The sequence below is a fragment of the Psychrobacillus sp. FSL K6-4046 genome (genome assembly GCF_038624605.1).
Taxonomy (GTDB): domain Bacteria; phylum Bacillota; class Bacilli; order Bacillales_A; family Planococcaceae; genus Psychrobacillus.
In genome coordinates this window covers 1,914,190-1,936,719 of the sequence record NZ_CP152020.1, presented here as the reverse complement: position 1 = coordinate 1,936,719, position 22,530 = coordinate 1,914,190, and the positions used below count along the sequence as shown (strand labels likewise).

Here is a 22,530-nt window from a genome sequence, read left to right as displayed (position 1 = left end):
TTCGAAATATATTGCTAACACTTAACTCTGCCTTTGGAAATATACCTCTTCATAAGGTTGTACAATAACAAAGCCGTCTCCTTGGAACTTCATTTGAATCGACTCTCCACTACCTCTACCCACGAAGGTTTTAAAGGAGACGTCTGTTTGGAAATCAGGCTGAAGGTTGCCGGACCAAGCCACGGTAGCATTAGGATCTGTAAAAACAGGCTTTCCTGGAGTCACACGCAATGTAAGAGGCTCGTAATGAGATGTAATAGCCACTAAACCAGTTCCTTCACACTTTACATTAAACAAGCCCCCAGACATCATTCCTGCCACTTTTTTCATGATTTTAATATTATGCTTAATCGTAGGCTCAAAAGCTAGCAAATCATTCCCATTTACAAAGATCGCTTCATTTTGTAGATGAAGGATAATGATTTTCTTTCCACTGTCGGCAAGATATAACTTACCATGGCCATTTGCTTTCATAAGCGAGGCGCCTTCCCCTGTTAAAGCTTTTTTGAACATTGCACCCATCCCCTGCTCAAAAACGCCCTCACGCTCAAACTTAATCTTTCCATGATAAGCAACCATGGATCCTGCCTTTGCCCAAACTAGCCCCTCCAGATTAACCTCCAGTAGACGTTCTGTTTCTAATTCAAAAAAGCCTTCTCCCTTATCTTCCTGCTCCGTACTTTTTATAAATTCAGCTATTGAATATCTACTCATCAACAAACACCCCTTCTACTTATCATATACGTTGAAGATTCAAACTATGATTTAAATCGATTAATAAAATCTATAAATCTAGCATGATATCCATGATCTTGCTACTGATATCACGATGGACGCTACTATCAAAGTTTAAAAGAATGGCGATGCCAATACTTTCCTCTGGTACTAATGATATTAATGCTCTAACTGCCATTTGCCCTCCGCCATGCTCTACTATGGTATGGCCCTTATAATCCTCTATAAACCACCCTAGCCCATAAAAGCATGTATTCGTCTCGTTATCCCAGTCTTGAGAAACTCGACTCTCTCGACTTTGCATTTCCTTTTTTGAAGAAACGTCAAGTAACTGGTTAAATTCTTTGTTCAAATGAAACAACATATAGGCTGCCAAATCTGTTGCGGTAGAGTAAAGGAAGCCTATCGGAGCAGCCAATGAATTCGTTGGATAAGGTGTTTCAATTTTATCAGGTATAATATTTAGCATAATTGTCATCGTCCATTATGATACGGACATCTGCCGTAGTTCTCTTCATTTGTAATGGTGTAATAAACCGATTTTGAAGGAAGGATTCCCAGCTTTCACCTGTAACCTTCTCTATCAAATCTCCTAAAATAACATAAGCATCCGTACAATAGTTCCAAGTATGTCCAGGAGGGTAATCTAACTCAACCTTGCGAAACCATCTAGTGATATCCTCTCTACTATGGATACTAGTTACCTCTTCTTCTTTTAACCGATAATGGGCTAAAGCCTCACTCCATTCAGTTGGTGTATCTGAATAAATCTCCCTTACATTTGGCGCAACCAAATTGGCTATCCCTAAATCTGCTGGGAAACCAGAAGTGTGACTTAATACTTGCCTTACTGTGATATGATCACTCGAGCCTTTCTCTTTTGTCCGAAAGTAGGGCAGATAATGTACGATAGGCTTATCTAGATGAATCAAGTCCTCTTCGACTAATTTCATCATACATACTGAAACAAAATTTTTAGTTACACTCTGAATACTCATATACGTATTTTCATCAATTAATTTAGGGGTAGGTTCCAGCTGAGCGTATCCATAGCCTTTAGCAAAAATTAGTTTCCCATTTTTAACAATAGAGACACTAATTCCAACTCCTTGTTCTTCTATAACTCCATTTATTAAAGCGTCTATTTCTTCTAGTTTAGTATTTATTGTTTTCATATTTTCTCCTAAACTTTTACTTTATTAACCGGTTTAGTTCTCGTTTACATAAAAGCAGACTTCTTATCTTTTTTCTTCTTTTAAAATGACTGATTGTTATATCGATCTACTTCTCTATCTGAGTTGGCTTGGGCAGCTACCTGATTCATTGTTTTCTTATGCTCCAGATTATATTTTCTACTACCTAAACGATCCACAAGATAGGCAGCTAGTATGATACCTAAAAAAAAGCCCCAAAAAACCCACATAATCCAGTGCATGACACCCTCTCCTTCTACACGCTAGTATACATACGTTTGAATATTTGGAAAGTTTCAATTATTATAACTGAAATTAAGAAAAGAACCCTATCGCTAGGATTCTTTTTTAAAACTCCTTCAGTAAGTTCATCTCTTTTTTATATCCAATAATAACTTTGATGGTTAAAATAATCCAGAAAAACGTCATAAATGTTATAAGGTACTTTAATACAATAGTAAATGTAGACGAAGGCATATCTAATACCCACTGCATATACAAGGATTGGCCTAAAACTAGTAATAGGAATAGAGTGATTGTTATATTCATTTTAAATGCTTTTTTTATTTGCTGTCGTTTTTCTGCTATATCATAAGTGAACGAAGGTTTAGGTGCTTGCTCACTATAAGGCATTGACCAGATAGAGTAATTCAGCACGGACATATTGGACGTATACTTAAGCTTCCATCCGATTTCCTTGTGAAGCGTATAATAATCGGATTTCAGCTTAGGCTCAAAAGTAACCTCATATGCTATTTTTTCATGCTTAGAAGGAACAAAAGTAAATATGGCAGCATATACGCGATCAAGCTCATAGCCTTTCCTGTGCATTTCATCTAACCACTTTTTAGTTTGAAGCGGTTGATACATCCATGCTAAACGGATTTTCCTTATTCTCTTTCTACTATTTTTGACCTCTTCGTTAAGATTAAACATATATTTTTCATATGCTCTATAGGATATAAAGACAAAAATCGTAACACTTGCTAATAGTAATAATATAAGTAACGGAATAATAATAGATGCAAAGTTAGGATTATTATCATCAAATGATTTTAAAATCAAGAAATTTACGGGACTTGTGGATAAATAAAAGATGGATATGATCAAAAATAAATATGCATGTAATCGAATCCGTTTAAACAAGCTATCGCTAGATGGATAAAACGGAACATGAGATGCTTCATTTTTGAGAATACTCCATTTACCCGCCTTTAATGGATCTCGCCAGCCGGCTTTTTGTAACCGATCGGGTAAACTGCAAGATTTGAATTGTATCGAATAGGTTACTTTGCTAGGTGTTGTTTTATTAAATGTAAATATACGTGTGAATCTATTGAAATCTTTTAACATAAAACCTTTCAAAGCCATGCTTTCTAGCCATTTCTCGGTCGATTGTATACGGTAGCTCCAAAACCATCTAAATCTCTTCATCAAACTCCCCCTTATAAACCGAAATATTGTTTTGCACTTCTTGTAACCTCTCCATTTCCTTTCGCATAATCAGTTTACCTATTCCTGTAATTTCATAAATTGTTTTTCTTTTTTCATCTGAAAAGACAGTGATCATTTCATCTTTTTGCATTTTAGTGAGCGTTCCATAAATCGTTCCCGAACCTAGATGAAGCCTTCCATTTGTCAGCTCTTCTACTCTTTTAATAATTCCGTATCCATGACGTGGTTCTGTCAAAGAAAAGAGGATATAAAATGCGGTCTCCGTCATCGGTATGTATTTCTTAATTAATTTCTCCAAGCTGCTCCACCCTCTTTATAATATGTCACATCATGACTATATCACAACGTGACATATTAGCCAATATATTTTTAACTGATTATTTGTTTATTTTCCAAAGTAGTAAATATTACCTTTTCCGATATTTCTCTCATAAATAATTGTTTAAAGTTCATACTTAAAATAGTTTATTGAATCGGGAGGTATCTTTTTGACTACTAAAAATTCGTCCGTATCTGTATTTGCACTTGGTGGTATAAATGAAATTGGAAAGAATATGTATGTGATTGAATCATACGATGATATTGTGATTATTGACTGTGGTGGTAAATTTCCAGATGAAAGTCTTCCAGGTGTTGATTTAATTATTCCTGATATTACATATCTGCAGGAAAATGAAAGCAAAATACGTGGATTGATCGTCACCCATGGACATGAGGACCATATTGGAGCAATCCCTTACTTTCTAAAGCAGCTGAATGTGCCAGTCTATGCAACAAACCTCACACTTGGTCTAATTGAGATTAAGTTAAAGGAGCATGGGATTCTTAGGGATAGTAAGCTATTTTTGATAGATGAGGATAGTGTTTTAAGGCTCGGTACCATACGGACAACCTTCTTCCGAACAAGCCATAGTATACCAGATTGCTTAGGAATTACTTTTCAAACTCCATTAGGCACAATCGTTCATACGGGAGACTTTAAGTTTGACTGGACTCCCGTGGATAAACAAGCTGCAGACATTCATCGAATGGCGGCAATCGGTCAAGAAGGTGTGCTGTTGCTTCTTTCTGAAAGTACGAATGCAGAGAGACCTGGCTCCTCCCCTTCTGAGAAGCTTATAGAAGAGCATTTAGATGAAACCTTTAGGAAGGCAACGCGTAAAATTTTTATTACGACCTTTGCTTCCAATGTTCATCGTGTACAGCAAATAGTAGACGTTTGCATTAGAAACAATAGAAAGATCCTCTTACTCGGTAGAAGTATGGTGAATGTCGTTCGAGTTGCTATGCAGCGTGGGTATTTGAGAATACCGGAAGGAATGTTACTGGAGGAAAGTGAGGTGCCAACCATGTCTCCCGAGGAAGTGACGATTCTTTGTACTGGTGGACAGGGTGAGCCTATGGCTGCTCTTTCAAGACTGGCAAGCTCTAGGTTTCGTAAACTCGAGGTTCATCCTGAGGATACCGTAATCTTTTCATCTAGCCCCATCCCTGGTAATGAAACGAATGTCACAAGGGTAGTCGATAATCTGTTAAGATTAGGAGCTAACGTGATTTATGGCTCTGGAAGCAAGACTGGTATGCACGTTTCAGGTCATGCTTACCAGGAAGAGCTGAAGCTCATGCTAACATTGATGAAGCCAAAGTACTTTGTCCCGATCCATGGAGAATATCGCATGCTCCATATACATCGCGAGCTAGCACATTCCGTGGGTGTTAAACGATCTAATATTTTTCTACTGAACAATGGAGATGTTGTGGATATTGTAGATACTAATGAGGTCATACAAACACGGTCCGTAGAAGCAGGTGACGTCTTTGTAGATGGATCAGGCATTGGAGATGTTGGAGAGATTATTCTACGTGATCGAAGAGTTCTTGCTGGAGACGGGATGGTTGTGATCGTCATTAGTTTACAAAAAGGATTGAAAAAAGTATTAAATGGACCTGATACTCTAACTCGAGGCTTTGTATATGGTCCAGACTCTGAAGAGCTAATCAATTTAATCAATCAAACCGTTCGTACAACAGTAGAAAAATGGGATAACAATAAGAATCAGCGTACACTCAAAAAGAATATTAAAAACTCGGTAGAAAACCTAATATATGCTCGTACAAAGAAAAAACCCATGATTCTGCCAATCCTTATTGAAATATAAACACACTAGCGCATCCTAACTTATAGTAGGATGCGCTTTTTGAAAAGAATTTTGGTCTACCCAAAAGCAACATCTAGAATCATCATGATTGTAAATCCGATCATCAAGCACACCGTTGCTAAATCACCATTCCCATACTCCTGGGAGCCGGGAATTACCTCCTCCACCACAACAAAAATCATTGCTCCAGCTGCGAATGCGAGTGCAAAAGGTAGAATAGGGGACATAAAGGAGACTGCAAGGACACCGACTACCGCAGCTATCGGCTCGACCATTCCGGAAAATTGCCCATAAAAGAAGCTCTTTCTACGAGACATGCCATCTCTTCTCAAAGGTAATGCAACCGCTGCACCCTCCGGTAGATTCTGAATACCAATGCCTATTGCTAATGCTAGTGCTGCAGTAAGAGATGAGGCATCTAGCCCTACCGCGACTGCTCCAAAAGCAACGCCTACTGCAAGACCCTCTGGGATATTATGAAGGGTGATCGCAAACACAAGCAACGTACTTCTTCTTTTGCCTTTAGGTTTTATCCCTTCTGTTTGGTTCGAGTTTGAGGAAGGATGCATATGTGGAATGAGTTTATCGGCGAGCCACAAGAAGAATCCACCTAGTAAAAATCCGGTAGCTGCTGGAAACCAGGCAGGGAATGCCCCTTCCTTTGACATTTCAATAGCAGGAGCAAGAAGCGACCAAAAGCTTGCCGCTATCATGATTCCTCCAGCCGAGCCAAGCATGCCGTCCATTAACTTTTGATTTACTGATTTTGTAGTGAAAACTAGAGCTGCACCTAATGCTGTCATGCCCCAAGTAAATATAGTCGCTAACAATGCCTGCAATACCGGACTGAGCGTAGATATGTAAGCAATCATAAGACCTGTCCCTTCTTCATGTTCTTCTACTATCGTATGATTGACTATACATTTTTATCTTTAAACAAGTCCGTTGTTTGTTACTAAATATTTGAATACAAAAACGCCGAGCAGGTATTAAACTGCTCGGCGCTTGTTCAATCTATTTCTTCCAGTCACTTGCTAGCATACCGTAGACCTCATGATCCACATAATGATCGTATAGCCATTCCGATTGACGAATGGTGCCTTCATGGGTAAAACCAAGCCTTTCAGGAATTGCTCTGCTTTTCTTGTTCTCTACTGCAGCGCGAATTTCTACTCGATTCAATCCTAAATCGATTAAAGCATAATCTACAAATGCTTTTACGGACTTCGTCATGAGTCCATTACCCACATAATCTTCGCCCAACCAATACCCGATGCTTGTGGATTTGTTATTCCAGTCTATTTTATGAAATCCGATAACACCTGCAAGATTGCCTTCATACCATATTCCTGCTTGGATTCCATTGTTTTCGCTGAACTGCTTCATCGTCGATTGGATGAAGTTCTCCGTATCAGCAACCGTTTTTGTATAATCGATAAACGGTAGCCATTCTCTTAAAGAATTCTTAGACCCTACAGTTAAAGAGAACAATTGTACGGAGTCTCGTAAATCTAGCATTTTTAATGTAATTTTGTCATCAATTGCATATGTAAACATAATATATCCCTCCTTATAAAGAGTATAAAATATTTTTAGAATAATAGAAATAGTTTTTGGTTTACATAATAAAATTATAATAAAAAATGGTTACCCATATTTCATGGATAACCACCATTTAGTTTAACTTAAACTGTACTATCTTTTATAATTGCTTTTTGTGAGATTGCACAAGAGTTACGAACCACAAGCTGATGTGGAATGATAATGCGCTTTACAGGTTCGTTCTCATTCTCCAGTATTTGAATTAAGCTTCTGGCTGCCTGATAACCTAACTCCACAATATTGATATTAATGGATGTCAACGGTGGTCGAGACATTTCTGCAAACAACGCATTGTTGAAGCTTATGATAGAGACCTGGTTTGGAATGTCGATTGCCATTTTCGTAAGCGTGTTAACTACACCTAAGGCCATCAAATCATCCGTTACGATTAAAGCGGTTGGAGAAACACTTGCTGAGAATAGTTTGTTGACCGCTTGCTGGCCACCTTCTCTCAAGAAGTATTCAGAATGAATGATATAGTCCTCTAATAATGGCAGATCTTCCTCGCTCAAAGCATTCTTATAACCTTGAAGTCGGTCCAATGTAACGGTTAGGCTTGGGCTACCTCCAATGAAACCAATATGCTTATGTCCAAGTCCTATCAGATACTCAGTCGCCTCTTTAGCTGCTAGAAAGTTGTCATTATCTACATGAGTTATTTTTTCTACATGCTCAAAAGGCTTACCGATCATCACAAATGGGAAATGGCGTGTTCTTAAATAACTTAAAATCTCATCATTAACACGAGAGTAAAGAAGTATAATTCCATCCACTCTGCCGCCTTGGACCATCTGTACTACTCCATCAAATAGTTCTTCTTCTGTCGTTCCAGTAGTCATTTGAAGGGCATAATGTTTTTCATGCACACCATCGCTTAGTCCGTGCATAACCTCTGCAAAGAAAGGGTTTTGAAAGAAAGCACCTGAAGAAGGCGGTAATACCAGGCCAATTACTTTCGTGGATTGATTTGCTAGACTTCGAGCAATGAAATTAGGATGATAACCTAGCTGCTCCATCGCCTCTCTTACACGCTTCTTAGTTTTGTCACTAATGCGGGGATTATTGGCAATTACCCGAGAGACCGTCGAGGGAGCTACATCTGCTAATTTTGCTACATCTTTAATCGTAACCGCCAAAGGAATTCACCACTCTTTTTCTGTTTTCTTCAATATTCTTTAGAATATCATTATATAGATAAGGAAAGTTATTAACTAGTCTCTATAGAAGTTAAACCTATTATTTAGACAGATATACTCTGGTCTCATAGGGCTTTAAAGTCGCCTTTTTGGTTAATGTATGAGGTGCCCCCTCAAAATTACTTAGCACGAGGCGATAATCCTTTTGCTCCACCTCATGAAGGTCCAGTTCTACTGTCTTGTTACGGAAATTGCATAGGACAACCGCAAATACATTATCTAAGTATCTTGTATAGACATATACATCTGGATCAGTTTCTAAAAGAAGATTATATGCCCCATAAACAAACACTTCATGTTCCTTGCGAAGCTTAATCATACTCTTAAAAAAGTGGTAAATAGAATGTTCGTCCTCTAATTGAGCCTCTACATTAATAGAGGAATAGTTCGGATTCACTTTCATCCAAGGTGTACCTGTAGTAAACCCGGCATTATCTGTGTTATCCCACTGCATTGGAGTTCGTGAATTATCTCTTCCACTAGTCCAAATAGTTTCCATCACTTCAAGATGTGGACGACCCTTTGCTATTTCTATCTCATAGAAGTTACGCATACCAATATCATCGTAATCATCTATAGAAGGTAGTTGGACATTTGTCATACCAATTTCTTGCCCCTGGTAGATGAAAGGTGTGCCCTGCATAAGGAAATAGCAGGCCCCAAGCATTTTAGCACTCTCATTCCAATATTCCTGGTCATTTCCCCAGCTAGAAACACTTCTTGTTTGATCATGATTTTCTAAAAATAGCGCATTCCAGCCTCTTTCATGGAGTCCCTTTTGCCATTTTGTTAGCGTCTTTTTTAGACCAATGACATCCACAGATTTATTGGCATCCTTGTTCCAAAGCCCTAAATGTTCAAATTGGAAGATCATACTAAATTTCCCGTTTGACTCACCAACCCATTCATCTGCCTCTTCTATACCAACACCATTAGCTTCTCCAACCGTCATGATGTCATATTTAGAGAACGTTTCTTCCTTTAATTCACTTAGGAATGTTTGAATGCCTGGTTGGTTTGTATGCATATCAAAAGAGGAAACAAACTGCTGTCCCTCCGGATTTGGCATGTCTGGAAAGCCTTCTCGTTTTTTAATATGACTGATCGCATCTACACGGAAACCATCTATCCCCTTATCCAGCCACCAATTAACCATCTTATATAATTCCGTTCTTACTTCTTCGTTTTCCCAATTTAAATCTGGTTGTTTGATCGCAAAAAGGTGCATGTAATATTGTTCCGTTGCCGTATCATATTCCCATGCGCTCCCAGAAAAAATACTTTCCCAATTGTTTGGTGGCTCCGTTCCTTTGCCATCACGCCAAATATACCAGTCTCTCTTTGGGTTATCTTTAGAGGACCGTGACTCTATAAACCATGGATGCTCATCACTTGTATGATTGATAACAAGGTCTAAAATAAGCTTCATACCTCGTGCATGCGTTTCTGTTAATAATTCATCAAAATCCTTCATATCTCCAAATTGCTCTGAAATCCCTTGATAGTCGCTAATATCGTAGCCATTATCCGCATTTGGGGATTTAAAAAAGGGAGATACCCAAATGACATCTATTCCTAAATCTTTTAAGTAATCAAGCTTTGTTATGATTCCACGCAAATCTCCTATGCCATCACCATTGCTATCCATAAAGCTTCTAGGATAAACCTGATAGCTGACCGCTTCTTTCCACCAATTTCGATTCATATAAAAAATACTCCCTTCGTTATGAGTTGTGTACATCTATCCCATAACTTTTAGACTTTCTTTTAAAGCTTCTTTCAGTCCTTACAATCTAGACCGTTTGTTCACTTCTTTAATTCCTAGTATAAGAATAATGATGAATGACACAATTACTGCAGATGAAAGAACTATAAATAACCAGTTAGGTCCTGGCTTCTCAGCTAGCTCGAAGATTTCTGCTTGACCACTCTCTAATTTAATCGAGTATTCATTCCCATTCGACTTAACGATAGCTTCAGTGAGCTGGCTAACTAACCGTTTCCCATTTTCAAGCTTATCCTTAAGCACAATGGTTTGATCACTCGACATGTTGTTTATGGCAACAACAATTGTCTCTCCATCTAGTTTTCTAGAATAAACTGCGGTCCCTTCTTCTTCATATAGCAGCTCCATCTCACCATTGGTCAAAGCTGGATGCTCTTTTCTTATTGCTCCAAGCTTTGATATGTAGTCAACTACATTTTTTTCTGTATTAAAATCCAGCATACGACGATTATCCGGGTCATTTCCTCCATCCATCGCCATCTCCGTACCATAATAAATGATAGGCACTCCAGGAGCGGTATATAGAAAGGTGAGACTTTGCTTAAGCTGAGTCAAAGGATTTTCTTTTTGATTGATCACCAGATGACTAAACCTTGTCATATCGTGGTTATCGACAAACTGTCCAAGCAAATGGGACCGATCAAAAACCTTCTCGTTTCTTTCAGCATTTGAGAACAGCCAGCCAAGTGATTGATTTGATCTCTCGAAAGCAGTGCGCAGACTACCATTTTGGGAAAAGTCAAAAAAGCTATCTATTCCTGTCTCCTCATAGCTGGCAACGACATTTGAATTGTCATGCCACACTTCCCCTATCAAATATAAGTCTTCCTTTTCAGCCTTTACAGCAGAAACGAATTCTTTCCAATAATCCTTTGATACATGTTTGACTGTATCTAAACGGAAACCATCTATATCTGTTTCTTCTATCCACCATTTCGCTGCATCTATTAAATAGGCAGCTACCTCTGGATTGCTTTGATCTAAGTCTGGTAAATCATATAGCCAGCCATTTTCTACTTCCTGCTGGTCATTCCAATTAGTTATGGGTTGTTGGGGATGAAACCAGTCTTCCTTAGAAGGGTCACTTAGCCAGTCATGATTTGGTCCCACATGATTGACAACAAAATCTAAGATAATTTTTATATCTCTTTTATGTGCTTCATCAACAAGGGTCTTAAATTCATCCATTGTTCCGAAATATTCGTTTGTTTTATAGTAATCCTTTGTCCAATAGCCATGGTACCCTTTTGGCATATTTTCAAAGATCGGGGTCAGCCATATAGCTGTGAAACCCATTTCTTCTATATGATCTAGCTTATCCGTAATTCCTTTAAAATCGCCACCATGATAAGCATAAGGGTCATCAGGGTTAGCATCCTTATCATTGGACGGATCACCATTATGAAAACGATCTACCATGATCATATATATAATCTCATCCTGCATCGTACGCTCTCCACTGGCAAAGACTGAAAGTGGCTGGAAGCTAACTAAAAGTATAAGAATGAAAAGTAAATGTCTACCCCTTTTTATAGTCATACACCCCCGATAGTTTCTTTGAACATTATTATCCCTTTGTTCCCCCAGCAGTTAGTCCGGAAACAAAATACTTTTGGAACGCTAAGAACAAAATAGTTATCGGAATTGCGATTAATACGGAGCCCGCAGCAAAAGTGGTGAACTCATTCCCAAATTGCTTAGATACTAGCTCATACAGCCCCACGCCCATCGTAAATTTTTCCTCTGAGCGAAGCATTACGCGAGCCAATATAAAGTCTCCGAATGGAGCGATAAAAGAAAACAACGCAACTACTGAAATAATAGGCTTTGCTAGCGGCATAATGATCTGCCAAAAAATACGAAGGTGTCCAGCACCGTCCATCCTTGCAGATTCATCAAGCTCTTTTGGAATGGTATCGAGATACCCTTTCATTAGCCACGTATTCATCGGTATTTGGCCGCCTGTATAGATTAAAATTAATCCTAAATGAGTGTCTAAAAGACCAGTTCTTTGAGCTAAAACAAAGATTGCAATTAGCGCTGCAAAGTTAGGAATCATTTGTAGCACTAAAAACGTTAGTAGGCCATTTTTGCGTCCGACAAAGCGATAACGTGAGAAGGCATATGCGGTTAGTGATACACTGATGACCGATAAAGCCATCGTGATCAAGCTAATCTTCATTGAGTTGATATACCATAAAACATAATTAGAGTTTTCCATATCAAACAACTCTAAGTAATGCTTAAAAGTCGGGTTTTCAGGAAACATAGTAGACCCGGAAAGACTCTGACCTGGATTTAGTGATGACCCAATTACCCAAAGAAGCGGATAGATAACGACTAGAGCAGCTACTAAGAGAATAAAGTACGAAAGTGTCAGTCTAATAATTTTCTCTGTTTTCGTATTCATATCACATCATATCCTCCTCTTTGAATGAATTTGTACGTTTGAACTGCCATAAAGCTACTGCTACTACAACTAATGATAAAAGCATCGTAATTGCTGCAGCCTTACCATATTGAGCAGAAGTCATCGTTAGCTTGTAAATCCAAGAGATTAAAATATCTGTTCCTCCGGCATTTTGACCAGGTAATGCAGGGCCACCACCGTTGAATAAGAAAATAACATTGAAGTTGTTAAAGTTAAACGTATATTGCGTGATTATAATAGGTGCAGTTGCATATAAAACCATCGGCAAAGTAATGCTTTTGAACTTTTGCCAAATAGATGCTCCATCTACGTTAGCTGCCTCGTATAGTTCATCAGGGATCGATTGCAGAACACCTGTAGTCATTGCAAAAACAAATGGGAATCCAAGCCAGGATTGTATTCCTATTAATGCAATACGGGTCCACATTTCAGAAGTCATCCACGGTACAGGGTCTATACCAAGAAAGCTTAAAATTCCATCGTTAATAACCCCGAATGATTCATTGAACATACCAGAAAATATTAAGATAGATATAAATGCTGGAACTGCCCAAGGAAGTATTAAAATCGTACGGAAAACCGCTTTTCCTTTTAAATCTTTTTGATTAATGACAACTGCAAGGAATATACCAACTGCAACCTGGAGTGTTGTAGCTCCAAAAGTCCAAACAATCGTCCATCCGAGCACGCTGAAGAATGTAGAGCGCCACAATTCTAATTTAAAAATGTCTATATAGTTTTGTATACCAACCCAGTCCACTAGCTTTGCAGGTGGCGTATGATACAGGTCATAGTTTGTAAATGAAAGAAGGATAACGAAAAAGATTGGGAAAATAACTACAAAGATTAACAGTAAAAATCCAGGGGAAATCATTAAATATGGAAAACCATTATCTAATAAGTTATGGTACTGCTCTCTTACGCTATTTAACTCAAAGCCTTCATCTCTCTTTTTTCCATTGTTATAGGCATCATAAATATTAAAAGCATATATACCTAACCCGATTGCTGCTACGAGTAAGGCAATAACTCCATCAACTAAAAGGAACACGGAATGATCTAAACCTGGAATTTCTCCAAGCGTAATTAGTCCCCAAAAGCCCCAGTTAAGGGTTTGATAGAAGCTACTGAAAAAAGCTACTGTTAAAACTAAGAAAATGATTCCTTTAACATACTGTTTATTATAAAGCTGACCCATACCTGGAATAATCGATAAAAGCCCAGCAGTTTTTCTATGTTTGTTTGTGACATTATTGTCCATCGCTAAAGCGGCCTCCCTCTTTCCTTTGAAAGGAGAATTTCTTTTCAAAATTATATTATATATAAGCAAAGCCATGTTCCCATGATAGGAAACATGCCTTTGCAATTTAAATCATCAGTTAGGGTGATTTGTTTCAATATTTGTTTTGATGTTTTTAACTGCATCATCCATTGCTGCTTGTGGCTCTGCTTTTCCTGTTGCAATAGTTTGTAGTGCTGATGCTGCAGGACCCCATACCTCTGACATTTCTGGAATGTTTGGCATTGGTACTGCATATTGAGATTGAAGTGCTACTGCTTTCGCCCCTTCGTTGTCTGCAATAATCGGATCGTCGATTAATGTTTTAACTGGAGGAATTTCTTGTGTTGTTTCAAAGCGAATTTTTGCATTTTCTTCATTTGTTAACCACTCTACTAATTTTGTAGACCAATATTTATGTTCAGTGAATGCTGTTACATGCCACCCTTTAACTCCCATGAACGTTTTCATAGGTTCACCATTAGGAAGCTTAGGAATTGCAGAAATACCGATGTCAATTCCAGCATCCTTCATGCTTTGGAAAGACCAAGGACCATTCATAACGGAAGCAATTTTACCTTCGTTAAATAGTCCATCTCTTGTAGAACCACCGCTTTCCCCAATAATCCCTTTAGGGAAAAGACCTTCTGAATACCATTTTTGGATATAAGAAGCTCCTTCAACTGCTCCTTCGTTGTTTAAACCAATGTCGTCTCTATCAAGAGCGCCATCATTTTCTTTGAAAACGTATCCGCCCATACCAGCAATTACACCATGTGCAAAATAGAAGTCATCCCAAGTTGCAATGAAGCCAAACTTTTTACCATCTGTAAAGCCTTTAGAAAACTCATATACTTCATCCATTGTTTCTGGTGCTTCTGTCATAAGAGCTTTGTTATAAATAAATACAGGTGTTTCCGTTGCTTTTGGAAGCCCGTAAAGTTTTCCATCATATTTTTGTGCATTTACAGAAGACTCACTAAATGTAGAAAGTACTTCGTCACTTACTTCAATTTCTTGAAGAAGCCCTTCTGTAACTACCTGACCAATTTGGTCATGCGGCAAAGTAACAACGTCAGCACCAGTTCCCGATGGACCATCCATACGTAGCTGGTCGCGCATCTTATCTGCCATTCCTAATTCTTTAAATTCTACTTTAATCCCATATTCCTTTTCAAAAGACTCAATTGCAGGTTTTAAGGCTACAGATTTATCTGTATCTTCCCATACAACAAGTTTTTCAGGCTTTGCTGGTTCTTCCGTGTTGCCTTCACTTTCTTTATCACCTGTGTTAGATGACCCCGTGCTTGTTTCTCGATCTGGTCCGCATGCAGCTAACATAGCCATCAATAAAACTAGAATCGATAAGAATGATAGTGTTTTTTTCATTTCTTTTAACCCTCCCAATTGTTTATCTCTTTTCCTAAAGTTGTACAACCGTTTGCACAAATGTATAAATGAAAACGCTCACATAAAATTAGAATATGAACATGCTAATCTACTTATTCTAGTTATTTCTAGTATATTAAGATAAATAGAATCATAATGTTTCAATAAAATGTTATGAAAGCGATTGCACAACTTATGGTTTTATTATACATTTAAAGTAAGTTTGCACAATACTTTTTTTAATATTTATAAAAAATATTTTATTTCATAATATGAAGTGTGCTGTTCTCACTTCTAAAAAGGAGCAATCATATGGAAAAGTCCGCTGTATTTCATAGACCAGTAGATAACCTAGCTTATTTACTCGATAACAAAACGTTACACATACGATTAAAAACGAAAGCAAATGACCTTCAAGAAGTTTTACTGATTCATGGAGACCCATACATTTGGGCAGATGGTGAATGGATGCATGATATGGAAAGGATGTACTTAGCTGGCACAGACGGCGTACATGATTATTGGGAGATTAAGATTTTCTCAGAAACAAATAGAATCCGATATGGCTTTAAGTTAATTTCTAGTAATGAAGAAGTAATTTATACAGAAAAAGGGTTTTACTCTACTCCCCCTAAAGATTCAGACTACTATTTTTGTTTTCCTTATTTGCACAATACTGACCTTTTTGACGCACCAGCCTGGGTAAAGGACACCATTTGGTATCAAATTTTCCCAGAACGCTTTGCTAACGGTGATCCTTCTATAGATCCTCCAACGGCTAAAGCCTGGGGCAGCGAGCCCCCCGCTATAAACAATTTCTTTGGTGGGGATTTCGCAGGTGTCATTCAGCATTTAGACTATTTGAGTGATTTAGGTGTAAACGGTATTTACTTCACTCCTGTGTTCAAGGCAAGCTCCAATCATAAATACGATACAATTGATTATTTGGAAATAGACCCACAGTTTGGAGACAAAGAATCGTTGAAGCGACTTGTAAAAGAGTGTCATAAGCGTGGCATTAAAGTGATGTTAGACGCTGTTTTTAATCATAGTGGCTACTACTTCCCACCGTTCCAAGATGTTTTAGTTAATGGGGAAAGTTCACGATATAAGGATTGGTTTCATATCCATAGTTATCCTGTTCGGGGTGGTGAAAGACCCAACTATGAGGCATTTGGTTTTGTCGAGTCTATGCCGAAGCTAAATACTGCCAATCCGGAAGTGAAAAAGTATTTAATGGATGTAGGTGCATTTTGGATAGAGGAATATGACATCGATGGTTGGAGATTAGATGTGGCAAATGAAGTGGACCATAAATTCTGGCGTGAGTTTAGGGAAACTGTTAAAGCAATTAAGCCTGACGTATATATTCTAGGTGAAATTTGGCATGACTCCATGCCGTGGCTTCGTGGAGATCAGTTCGATGCAGTAATGAACTATCCGTTCAAAACAAATCTATTTAATCTTTTAGTAAATGAAAGCATTAATTCTACACAGTTTGTAGAAAATATCACAAGGGTTTACTATAACTATCCTAAAAATGTTTTTGACTATACATTTAATTTAGTTGGTAGCCATGACACTGCTAGATTATTAACAGAATGTGACGTCAATATAGGTAAAGTGAAGCAAATATTTACCCTTCTACTAACTTTCATGGGGACGCCATGTATATACTACGGAGATGAGATTGGCTTAACTGGTGGTCAGGACCCTGGTTGTAGAAAATGTATGGATTGGGATGAGTCGACACATAACCTTGATTTAAAAAACCACATTAAAGAACTTATTAGTATACGTAAGCAAGAAAGGCTGCTTGCCAACGAAGGCTCAGTTAGGTTTATCCTTCCTACTACTGAAAATGGGATTTTTGGTTATGAAAAATTCAATGAAAAATATTCTATCACAGTGTTATTTAACCCAGAACAATATGAGCAGTCAATAGTGTTAAGCGAAGCAAGCGAGCATGAGATAATTTATAGCGATTCAGCGCGTATCGATGGTAGTACGATTACCCTTGGAGAAAATGGTTACGTTATTATTAAAGCTCCGAGATATTCATGACAAGCTAAATTTAAAAAAACACCTTGAAAAGTATGGGTAGGATAAAGTAAAGTTTTTTATATTTGCTCCGCTTTCGACTTATAAACTTTGAACTACAGTACCCTACAAGTATGCTTTTTAAGAGCCTACTTGTAGGGTTATTTGATTTATCAGAATTTTTTCTAGTACAATATTCCAGTTTTCACTAATTCAACATTGACTTTTACGGGTATATTTAATGTTGAAAAATGTTCGTTCCAATCTTCATTGTACAAACTAGGATGATATGCTCGGACAATTCGGCCAAGTCCAATTGCATCACTTTTTGCTTTTTGTAATTTTTCCATTACTTCATTCATATCTTTTTCTACGTTATCCGTAAGAAATTGTTGAAGCTTATTTCGAATTTGTTTATCTTTTAAATGATCTTGCGGAAATTCTGTCACGACAACTTCAATTTTTTGATCGATTTTTATTTCAGTTTCTAAAACAGTTATATTTCTCTTTGATTTATTGATACGGATTGACACCGGACTCCCTTCATATAAGTAAGTAATCCGAGTGGAATGTCCAAGTGTCTCATTTAAAATATTTAATAGAACCCCTTGCTCTGGATTTAAGGTTTCGCCGGAAAACGAACGACCTGAAAATAACGCTACACCGTCTGCTATCGGTCTACCTTCCTTATCCATTTTGATATATGGAAGTGCTAAATCTTGCGCCTTTTCAAAAAGGATTGACCCTGCTGTTTGCAAAGTATAGGGAATGACCATTGAGTTTTCTTCCAAACTAGTAATAAAACGATTATAAAATTCTCCCGATGTACTTTGCTTTTGTTCATTCAGTTCAAAAAAGGGCTTCATCTCACCTTCTATAATGGCTACTTTTGAAGTAATCGGATTGGCCGCATCTCGAAAATAAATATCTAAATACTCATAAATATCATTTTTTGCAGTATCTTTAGAAATAAGGATTGTTGACAGTACAGATAAATCCAATGTTTGCTCTACTTTTATCTCAGCACTTTGTCGGACAGCTCGTGGTGATACGCCCTCGCCAGTAATTACTATTGTCTTCATTTCCTCCGTTGTTGCTTCCGGATATGCATAATACCCCTTAACATCGCCCATTTTCCCTTCAAATCCAGTCAGTGAGACTACTGATGAGTTTTTATAAAGCCGCTCATCCCAACAACCTACTAGTATTAGCGGTACTAACACTAAGATGAAGAATCGAATTTGGATAAAGATCGCCTCCTTATTATATTGACTACGATGATAAGAATAGGTAATAAAAATGAAAATGTGATATTTACATAAACTAAGTAATTTTTAAAAATGTCAAGTACAGCAAAACGGGTAAGAACGCTAGCAATCACGCCAATACTAATAAAAAAAATAAGTTGCTGGAGGACTGGAGCTTTTCGTTTGTTTTCGAAATAAACGAGTCGCATTACAAGTACGTAATTCACTATTGCTACTAACGACCAAGATAACCAAATATAAATAAAAAATAAATCGAGACGCTTAACAAATGTAACCTCTAATGAATGAAGTATATATAAAATCGGTTCAGGGATTAAAATAATTTCATCAAGTGAAAAGAACATCAGTGTAAATAAAATCGACATAAAATAAAAGCCTGTCAAAACAATGACATACGTGGCCAACACTTTACTTTTAATCTTTTTGTTCTCTAGTACATACTTCCGTAGCAGAACAAACATTTCTGCCCCCCCAAAAGCATACGTCGAATAAATTAACCCCAACATCCACTTATCCTTTCCCTCGTGAAACAGTGGTAGCAAATTCGTAATATGTAGATTTGGAACCGCTAGAAACATAAAGATGAGAAATAAGAAAAGCATTGGCAGTAACACTACCCCAATGTTGACGGCTGTTTCAGGTCTGCTAACACTCGCGTAAAAACATACAGATAAAAAAATGGCTATTAGAACAATATTGGGGGTATTTGGAAATACCCACGTAGTTAACACATAGGTAATATAAACGATGAATACAATAATGTAAAACGACCAATACGCAAGATATAATATTTTTGTAAAACGATTCAAAAAGAAAAACATATGCATTCGCTCATAAAACAGTAATAGTAAAAAGAACAAAATGGCTACTATGATGAATTGAATCGTAGAGTCCCGTTTACCATGCTGGATTAAAACATTTTGAAAAGAGGTATACACGAAACCGGTTTGCATAACGAACATTAAAAGGAATAATTGTACTTTCGTTAATTCTATCTTCACGCCTCATCATCCTTTTTCGGCGAAAAACTTGTAACCTGATTTTTAGCTTTATAATAGGGCTCTCGGAAGAAAATCTTATGCAGTTCTTTTGGTTCAAATGGAATAATTGGTGAAAAATATGGTCTTTTTAATGAACTTAAATTCAATAAATGTATGACTAATATAAAGGTCCCAATCATAATACCAAAAAAGCCAAACAGCGAAGCCAAGATCATAAATGGAAAGCGTAAAACCCGAATAGATGTGTTAAGCTCCACAGATGGTGCCACAAAACTCGAAATGGCTGTAAATGCAACGACAATTACCATTAAGTTCGATACTAAGCCTGCACTCACAATCGATTCGCCTATGACTAGTCCCCCAACGATACCAATAGTCTGTCCAATCGATTTCGGTAGACGAACACTCGCCTCTCGAATTAATTCAATAGTAACTTCCATGATTAGTGCTTCAATAAGTGGGCGATATGGAATTTGATTAATATCTGACTTTACTTTGTTTGCTAATTCAAGCGGTAATACTTCAAAATGAAAACTGACAATCGCAATATAGAATGCCGGTAAAAAGATAGCTGTTAAGAAGCTTAATATCCGCATTACCCGGTAAAACGTTCCTACTAAAACGCGTGAGTTAAAATCATCCGGAGATTGATAAAATGAGAAAAATGTTACAGGACCTATGAGAGCGGTTGGTGTAATATCTGTCATTATAGCTATTTTGCCTTCTAGTATATTAGCAACGACTCGGTCTGGTCACTCTGTATTTAAAAGTTGTGGGAACGGGGACCAAACTTGATCATCTAAATAATCGCTAAGCTGCCCCCCACTATAAAACATATCAATATCAATTCCGTTTAAACGTTCCTCTACCGTTTTTAGTGCCTCCTGATCCACTACATCTTCCATATAAAAATAATAAACAAGAGTATTAGTCTCTTTTCCAATTACAATCTTTTTAACAATAAGCTTATTATTTTTTATACGTTTTCTAATTAGAGAAACATTTGAATCATAATTCTCTACAAATCCTTCGTGTGATCCTCGTAAAACTTCTTCATTGGCGGGTTCATCTGGTGTTCGGTATACAAAGTTAGGGCTATTAAGTCTAATCATTTCATTTGTATCTAGCAGTATTACAATTGATTCACCATTGCAAACATATTCGATTAGTTTTTGATTATTATATGGCTCCGTTGTAATGGTTACTGAATCGTCTAGTATTGGTGTCGTTAAAGGCAATTGTTCGCTTAGCTCTAACTGAGCATTATTTTCTACCTGATCAGAATGAATGTTTTCAATCAGCTTGGATTTGTTTTGTGCTGTATATGACTCAGAGCCTGAGACCGTTTTTCTTGATGCTCTTAGTAAGTAAAGTAGGTGATCTATTTCACTTTTTTTCACAAGGGAAGAATAAAAACAAAGAATAACACGCTCATTTGGTCCCAAAGGGATTTCTTTTGATATGAAATCAGATGAGTGGAGGAATTGTTTATTAAGTCGTTGGATTTCTTTGTGTATTTCTGTTTTCTGTTGCAATACGACTCCCCCTTTGTGATGAAGTATGGGAAGATTTTTAGTTAATTATTCAATTCAAGTAGTATTACAGCTAGTTATATACCCTTCCTATAGAAGTCTTTTTTTAACACAGGAAATCATTTAAAATATCCCTCTCCAATTAGGACTCGCCGTCATTACGGTTCGGATTTCTCCTATGTTTTTGATTCATTTCTCTCATTGGTTTGATAGTATTTATTTTATGAACAGCTTATATATATGTTTAATAGAAAAGGTCATAATTTGGGCTCTGTCACATAAAATCAAATGATAGACAAATATAAAAACGTTAAGTATGTCTGGAGGCTTAGTCCAAAGATGAGATTCCTATTCCAAGAAAGACGTACTCTTTTTCAATGGATAAATATGATCATCCCTTACATTTATACTATTGGAATTCTAATCATTGTCGCATGGATGGCCACCTCCTCCCTGCTTATTGGCATTTCTACATGGCAAGAGAACCCCAAGGCATTTTTCCTTCAAAATGCCGAGATTAAAGAAATAGAAGCCGAGCAAGTGATCCAAGACACTGCTTTTTCGATTATCATAAAACCCTTTGTACAATCTAATTTTCATCAGGTCATATTTAGAGGCATCTTTTTGCTTTTTATATGGTTTTTGCTTTTTCTATTGATTCCAGTTGCCTTTAAGAGATTGAAAAGGTTTAAGTTTATGAATTTAGAATTTGAAGTGGATAATATTGAGCAGGCGGCTATTGAAACTGTGGAAATTAGTGGAACAAAGGCAAAGCTCATGGCATATTTTACAGGAGACGATGCCTCAGGTAGGACATTAGAATTTTTGTTCAGATCAGCAATCGATTTTAAAGAGGTCTTGGAGTACTTTTTAGAGGAAACACAAATAGGATACAAAAATTATCCGATTCATGGAGCGTTCTCTTTTCAGGTCTATACAAGAGATACCCCAGAAAAGCTGATTGATTTAATAGAGGAATCGAAGGAAACCGGCGAGGCTGTCGTGTTTAATAAGACAGATGAGTTAAATATATGGAAGAAAAATTATTTAGTTTATCATTTCACGTATGACGACCTAGAATTTATAACCGTGATTGAAAGCTTTACCTATTCATTTGATATTATTGACAAATATCTCTTTGAGCTGCTTCATAAAACTATTGCAAAAAATATTGAAAACATCGAGTACATGGTAGCTTTAACTAACTCGGAACAAATGGAAAACCAATAAATATTTTATTTCTTAAGGAGTGTTGAGTATGCTAAGTGAAAAGGTTCCTATTTGCACGGAAGATGTGAGGAGTCGGGCAGCAAAAAAGCTAAGTGGATTCAATGCATCCAAAAAAAGCACCAAACATGTTAAGACGGTAGCGATTACGGGAGACCTAGTTAAACCAATCCACGTAAAAAAAACAGAGCCATTAGTGAAGAGAATAACTTATTTTCAAAACAACAGTTAGTACCC

Annotated in this window: 20 protein-coding genes and 1 pseudogene; 4 read left to right on the top strand and 17 right to left on the bottom strand. The window is 37.2% G+C overall.

What is annotated here, in order from left to right:
- Positions 1-21 precede the first annotated feature (21 nt).
- The 6 genes from MKY09_RS09575 to MKY09_RS09550 form a co-directional block, all read right to left on the bottom strand.
- Positions 22-714 (bottom strand): AIM24 family protein, encoded by a 693-nt coding sequence (locus MKY09_RS09575; protein ID WP_251553114.1) that lies wholly within the window; start codon positions 712-714, stop codon positions 22-24.
- Between the two features lie 70 nt (positions 715-784).
- On the bottom strand, positions 785-1,204 hold the full coding sequence (locus tag MKY09_RS09570) for a serine hydrolase domain-containing protein (protein WP_342568182.1): 420 nt from the start codon (positions 1,202-1,204) through the stop codon (positions 785-787).
- Positions 1,185-1,910 carry a serine hydrolase domain-containing protein gene (locus MKY09_RS09565; protein ID WP_342568181.1) on the bottom strand — a complete coding sequence of 242 codons (726 nt, stop codon included), beginning with the start codon at positions 1,908-1,910 and terminating at the stop codon, positions 1,185-1,187. The genes MKY09_RS09570 and MKY09_RS09565 overlap by 20 nt, the downstream gene beginning before the upstream one ends.
- A gap of 80 nt (positions 1,911-1,990) precedes the next feature.
- Complete coding sequence (locus tag MKY09_RS09560) at positions 1,991-2,170, bottom strand: hypothetical protein (protein ID WP_169359146.1); 180 nt, start codon at positions 2,168-2,170, stop codon at positions 1,991-1,993.
- Between the two features lie 106 nt (positions 2,171-2,276).
- Positions 2,277-3,362 carry a DUF2812 domain-containing protein gene (locus MKY09_RS09555; protein ID WP_169359145.1) on the bottom strand — a complete coding sequence of 362 codons (1,086 nt, stop codon included), beginning with the start codon at positions 3,360-3,362 and terminating at the stop codon, positions 2,277-2,279.
- On the bottom strand, positions 3,349-3,651 hold the full coding sequence (locus MKY09_RS09550) for a PadR family transcriptional regulator (protein ID WP_342568229.1): 303 nt from the start codon (positions 3,649-3,651) through the stop codon (positions 3,349-3,351). Before MKY09_RS09550 ends, MKY09_RS09555 begins: the two co-directional genes overlap by 14 nt.
- Positions 3,652-3,871: 220 nt before the next feature.
- Here MKY09_RS09550 and MKY09_RS09545 point away from each other — a divergent pair, with 220 nt between their 5' ends.
- The gene (locus MKY09_RS09545; RefSeq protein WP_342568180.1) at positions 3,872-5,542 is read left to right on the top strand and encodes a ribonuclease J; all 1,671 of its coding nucleotides are present in this window, start codon (positions 3,872-3,874) and stop codon (positions 5,540-5,542) included.
- Positions 5,543-5,598: 56 nt separating this feature from the next.
- Here the strand turns inward: MKY09_RS09545 and MKY09_RS09540 are convergent, their stop codons facing one another.
- The 8 genes from MKY09_RS09540 to MKY09_RS09505 all read right to left on the bottom strand — a co-directional run bounded on the left by MKY09_RS09540 (position 5,599) and on the right by MKY09_RS09505 (position 15,225).
- Positions 5,599-6,414 (bottom strand): ZIP family metal transporter, encoded by an 816-nt coding sequence (locus MKY09_RS09540; protein WP_342568179.1) that lies wholly within the window; start codon positions 6,412-6,414, stop codon positions 5,599-5,601.
- Positions 6,415-6,556: 142 nt separating this feature from the next.
- Positions 6,557-7,099 carry a GNAT family protein gene (locus MKY09_RS09535; RefSeq protein ID WP_342568178.1) on the bottom strand — a complete coding sequence of 181 codons (543 nt, stop codon included), beginning with the start codon at positions 7,097-7,099 and terminating at the stop codon, positions 6,557-6,559.
- A gap of 128 nt (positions 7,100-7,227) precedes the next feature.
- Positions 7,228-8,280, bottom strand: a complete 1,053-nt coding sequence (locus MKY09_RS09530; protein ID WP_169359141.1) for a LacI family DNA-binding transcriptional regulator — start codon at positions 8,278-8,280, stop codon at positions 7,228-7,230.
- A 100-nt stretch (positions 8,281-8,380) separates the two neighbouring features.
- Complete coding sequence (locus MKY09_RS09525) at positions 8,381-10,045, bottom strand: alpha-glucosidase (protein ID WP_342568177.1); 1,665 nt, start codon at positions 10,043-10,045, stop codon at positions 8,381-8,383.
- Positions 10,046-10,126: 81 nt separating this feature from the next.
- Positions 10,127-11,665, bottom strand: coding sequence for an alpha-amylase family glycosyl hydrolase (locus MKY09_RS09520; protein ID WP_342568176.1), 1,539 nt, complete (start codon positions 11,663-11,665; stop codon positions 10,127-10,129).
- Between the two features lie 28 nt (positions 11,666-11,693).
- Positions 11,694-12,536, bottom strand: coding sequence for a sugar ABC transporter permease (locus MKY09_RS09515; RefSeq protein WP_169359139.1), 843 nt, complete (start codon positions 12,534-12,536; stop codon positions 11,694-11,696).
- A 1-nt stretch (position 12,537) separates the two neighbouring features.
- Positions 12,538-13,818 (bottom strand): sugar ABC transporter permease, encoded by a 1,281-nt coding sequence (locus tag MKY09_RS09510; RefSeq protein ID WP_169359138.1) that lies wholly within the window; start codon positions 13,816-13,818, stop codon positions 12,538-12,540.
- Between the two features lie 114 nt (positions 13,819-13,932).
- Positions 13,933-15,225, bottom strand: a complete 1,293-nt coding sequence (locus MKY09_RS09505) for an extracellular solute-binding protein (protein WP_342568175.1) — start codon at positions 15,223-15,225, stop codon at positions 13,933-13,935.
- Between the two features lie 312 nt (positions 15,226-15,537).
- Here MKY09_RS09505 and MKY09_RS09500 point away from each other — a divergent pair, with 312 nt between their 5' ends.
- A complete protein-coding gene (locus tag MKY09_RS09500) occupies positions 15,538-17,289 on the top strand; it encodes a glycoside hydrolase family 13 protein (RefSeq protein ID WP_342568174.1) in 1,752 nt (583 codons plus the stop codon).
- 161 nt (positions 17,290-17,450) lie between these two features.
- Here MKY09_RS09500 and MKY09_RS09495 read toward each other — a convergent pair whose 3' ends face one another.
- The 3 genes and pseudogenes from MKY09_RS09495 to MKY09_RS09485 form a co-directional block, all read right to left on the bottom strand.
- Positions 17,451-18,488 (bottom strand): Ger(x)C family spore germination protein, encoded by a 1,038-nt coding sequence (locus MKY09_RS09495; protein ID WP_342568173.1) that lies wholly within the window; start codon positions 18,486-18,488, stop codon positions 17,451-17,453.
- Positions 18,488-19,534 (bottom strand): GerAB/ArcD/ProY family transporter, encoded by a 1,047-nt coding sequence (locus MKY09_RS09490; protein ID WP_342568172.1) that lies wholly within the window; start codon positions 19,532-19,534, stop codon positions 18,488-18,490. The genes MKY09_RS09495 and MKY09_RS09490 overlap by 1 nt, the downstream gene beginning before the upstream one ends.
- Positions 19,531-21,069: pseudogene (locus MKY09_RS09485) on the bottom strand (spore germination protein). Before MKY09_RS09485 ends, MKY09_RS09490 begins: the two are co-directional and overlap by 4 nt.
- 336 nt (positions 21,070-21,405) lie before the next feature.
- Here MKY09_RS09485 and MKY09_RS09480 point away from each other — a divergent pair.
- Positions 21,406-22,296 (top strand): hypothetical protein, encoded by an 891-nt coding sequence (locus tag MKY09_RS09480; protein WP_342568171.1) that lies wholly within the window; start codon positions 21,406-21,408, stop codon positions 22,294-22,296.
- A 28-nt stretch (positions 22,297-22,324) separates the two neighbouring features.
- Positions 22,325-22,525 carry a hypothetical protein gene (locus tag MKY09_RS09475; RefSeq protein ID WP_298467500.1) on the top strand — a complete coding sequence of 67 codons (201 nt, stop codon included), beginning with the start codon at positions 22,325-22,327 and terminating at the stop codon, positions 22,523-22,525.
- The last annotated feature ends 5 nt before the right edge of the window (positions 22,526-22,530 follow it).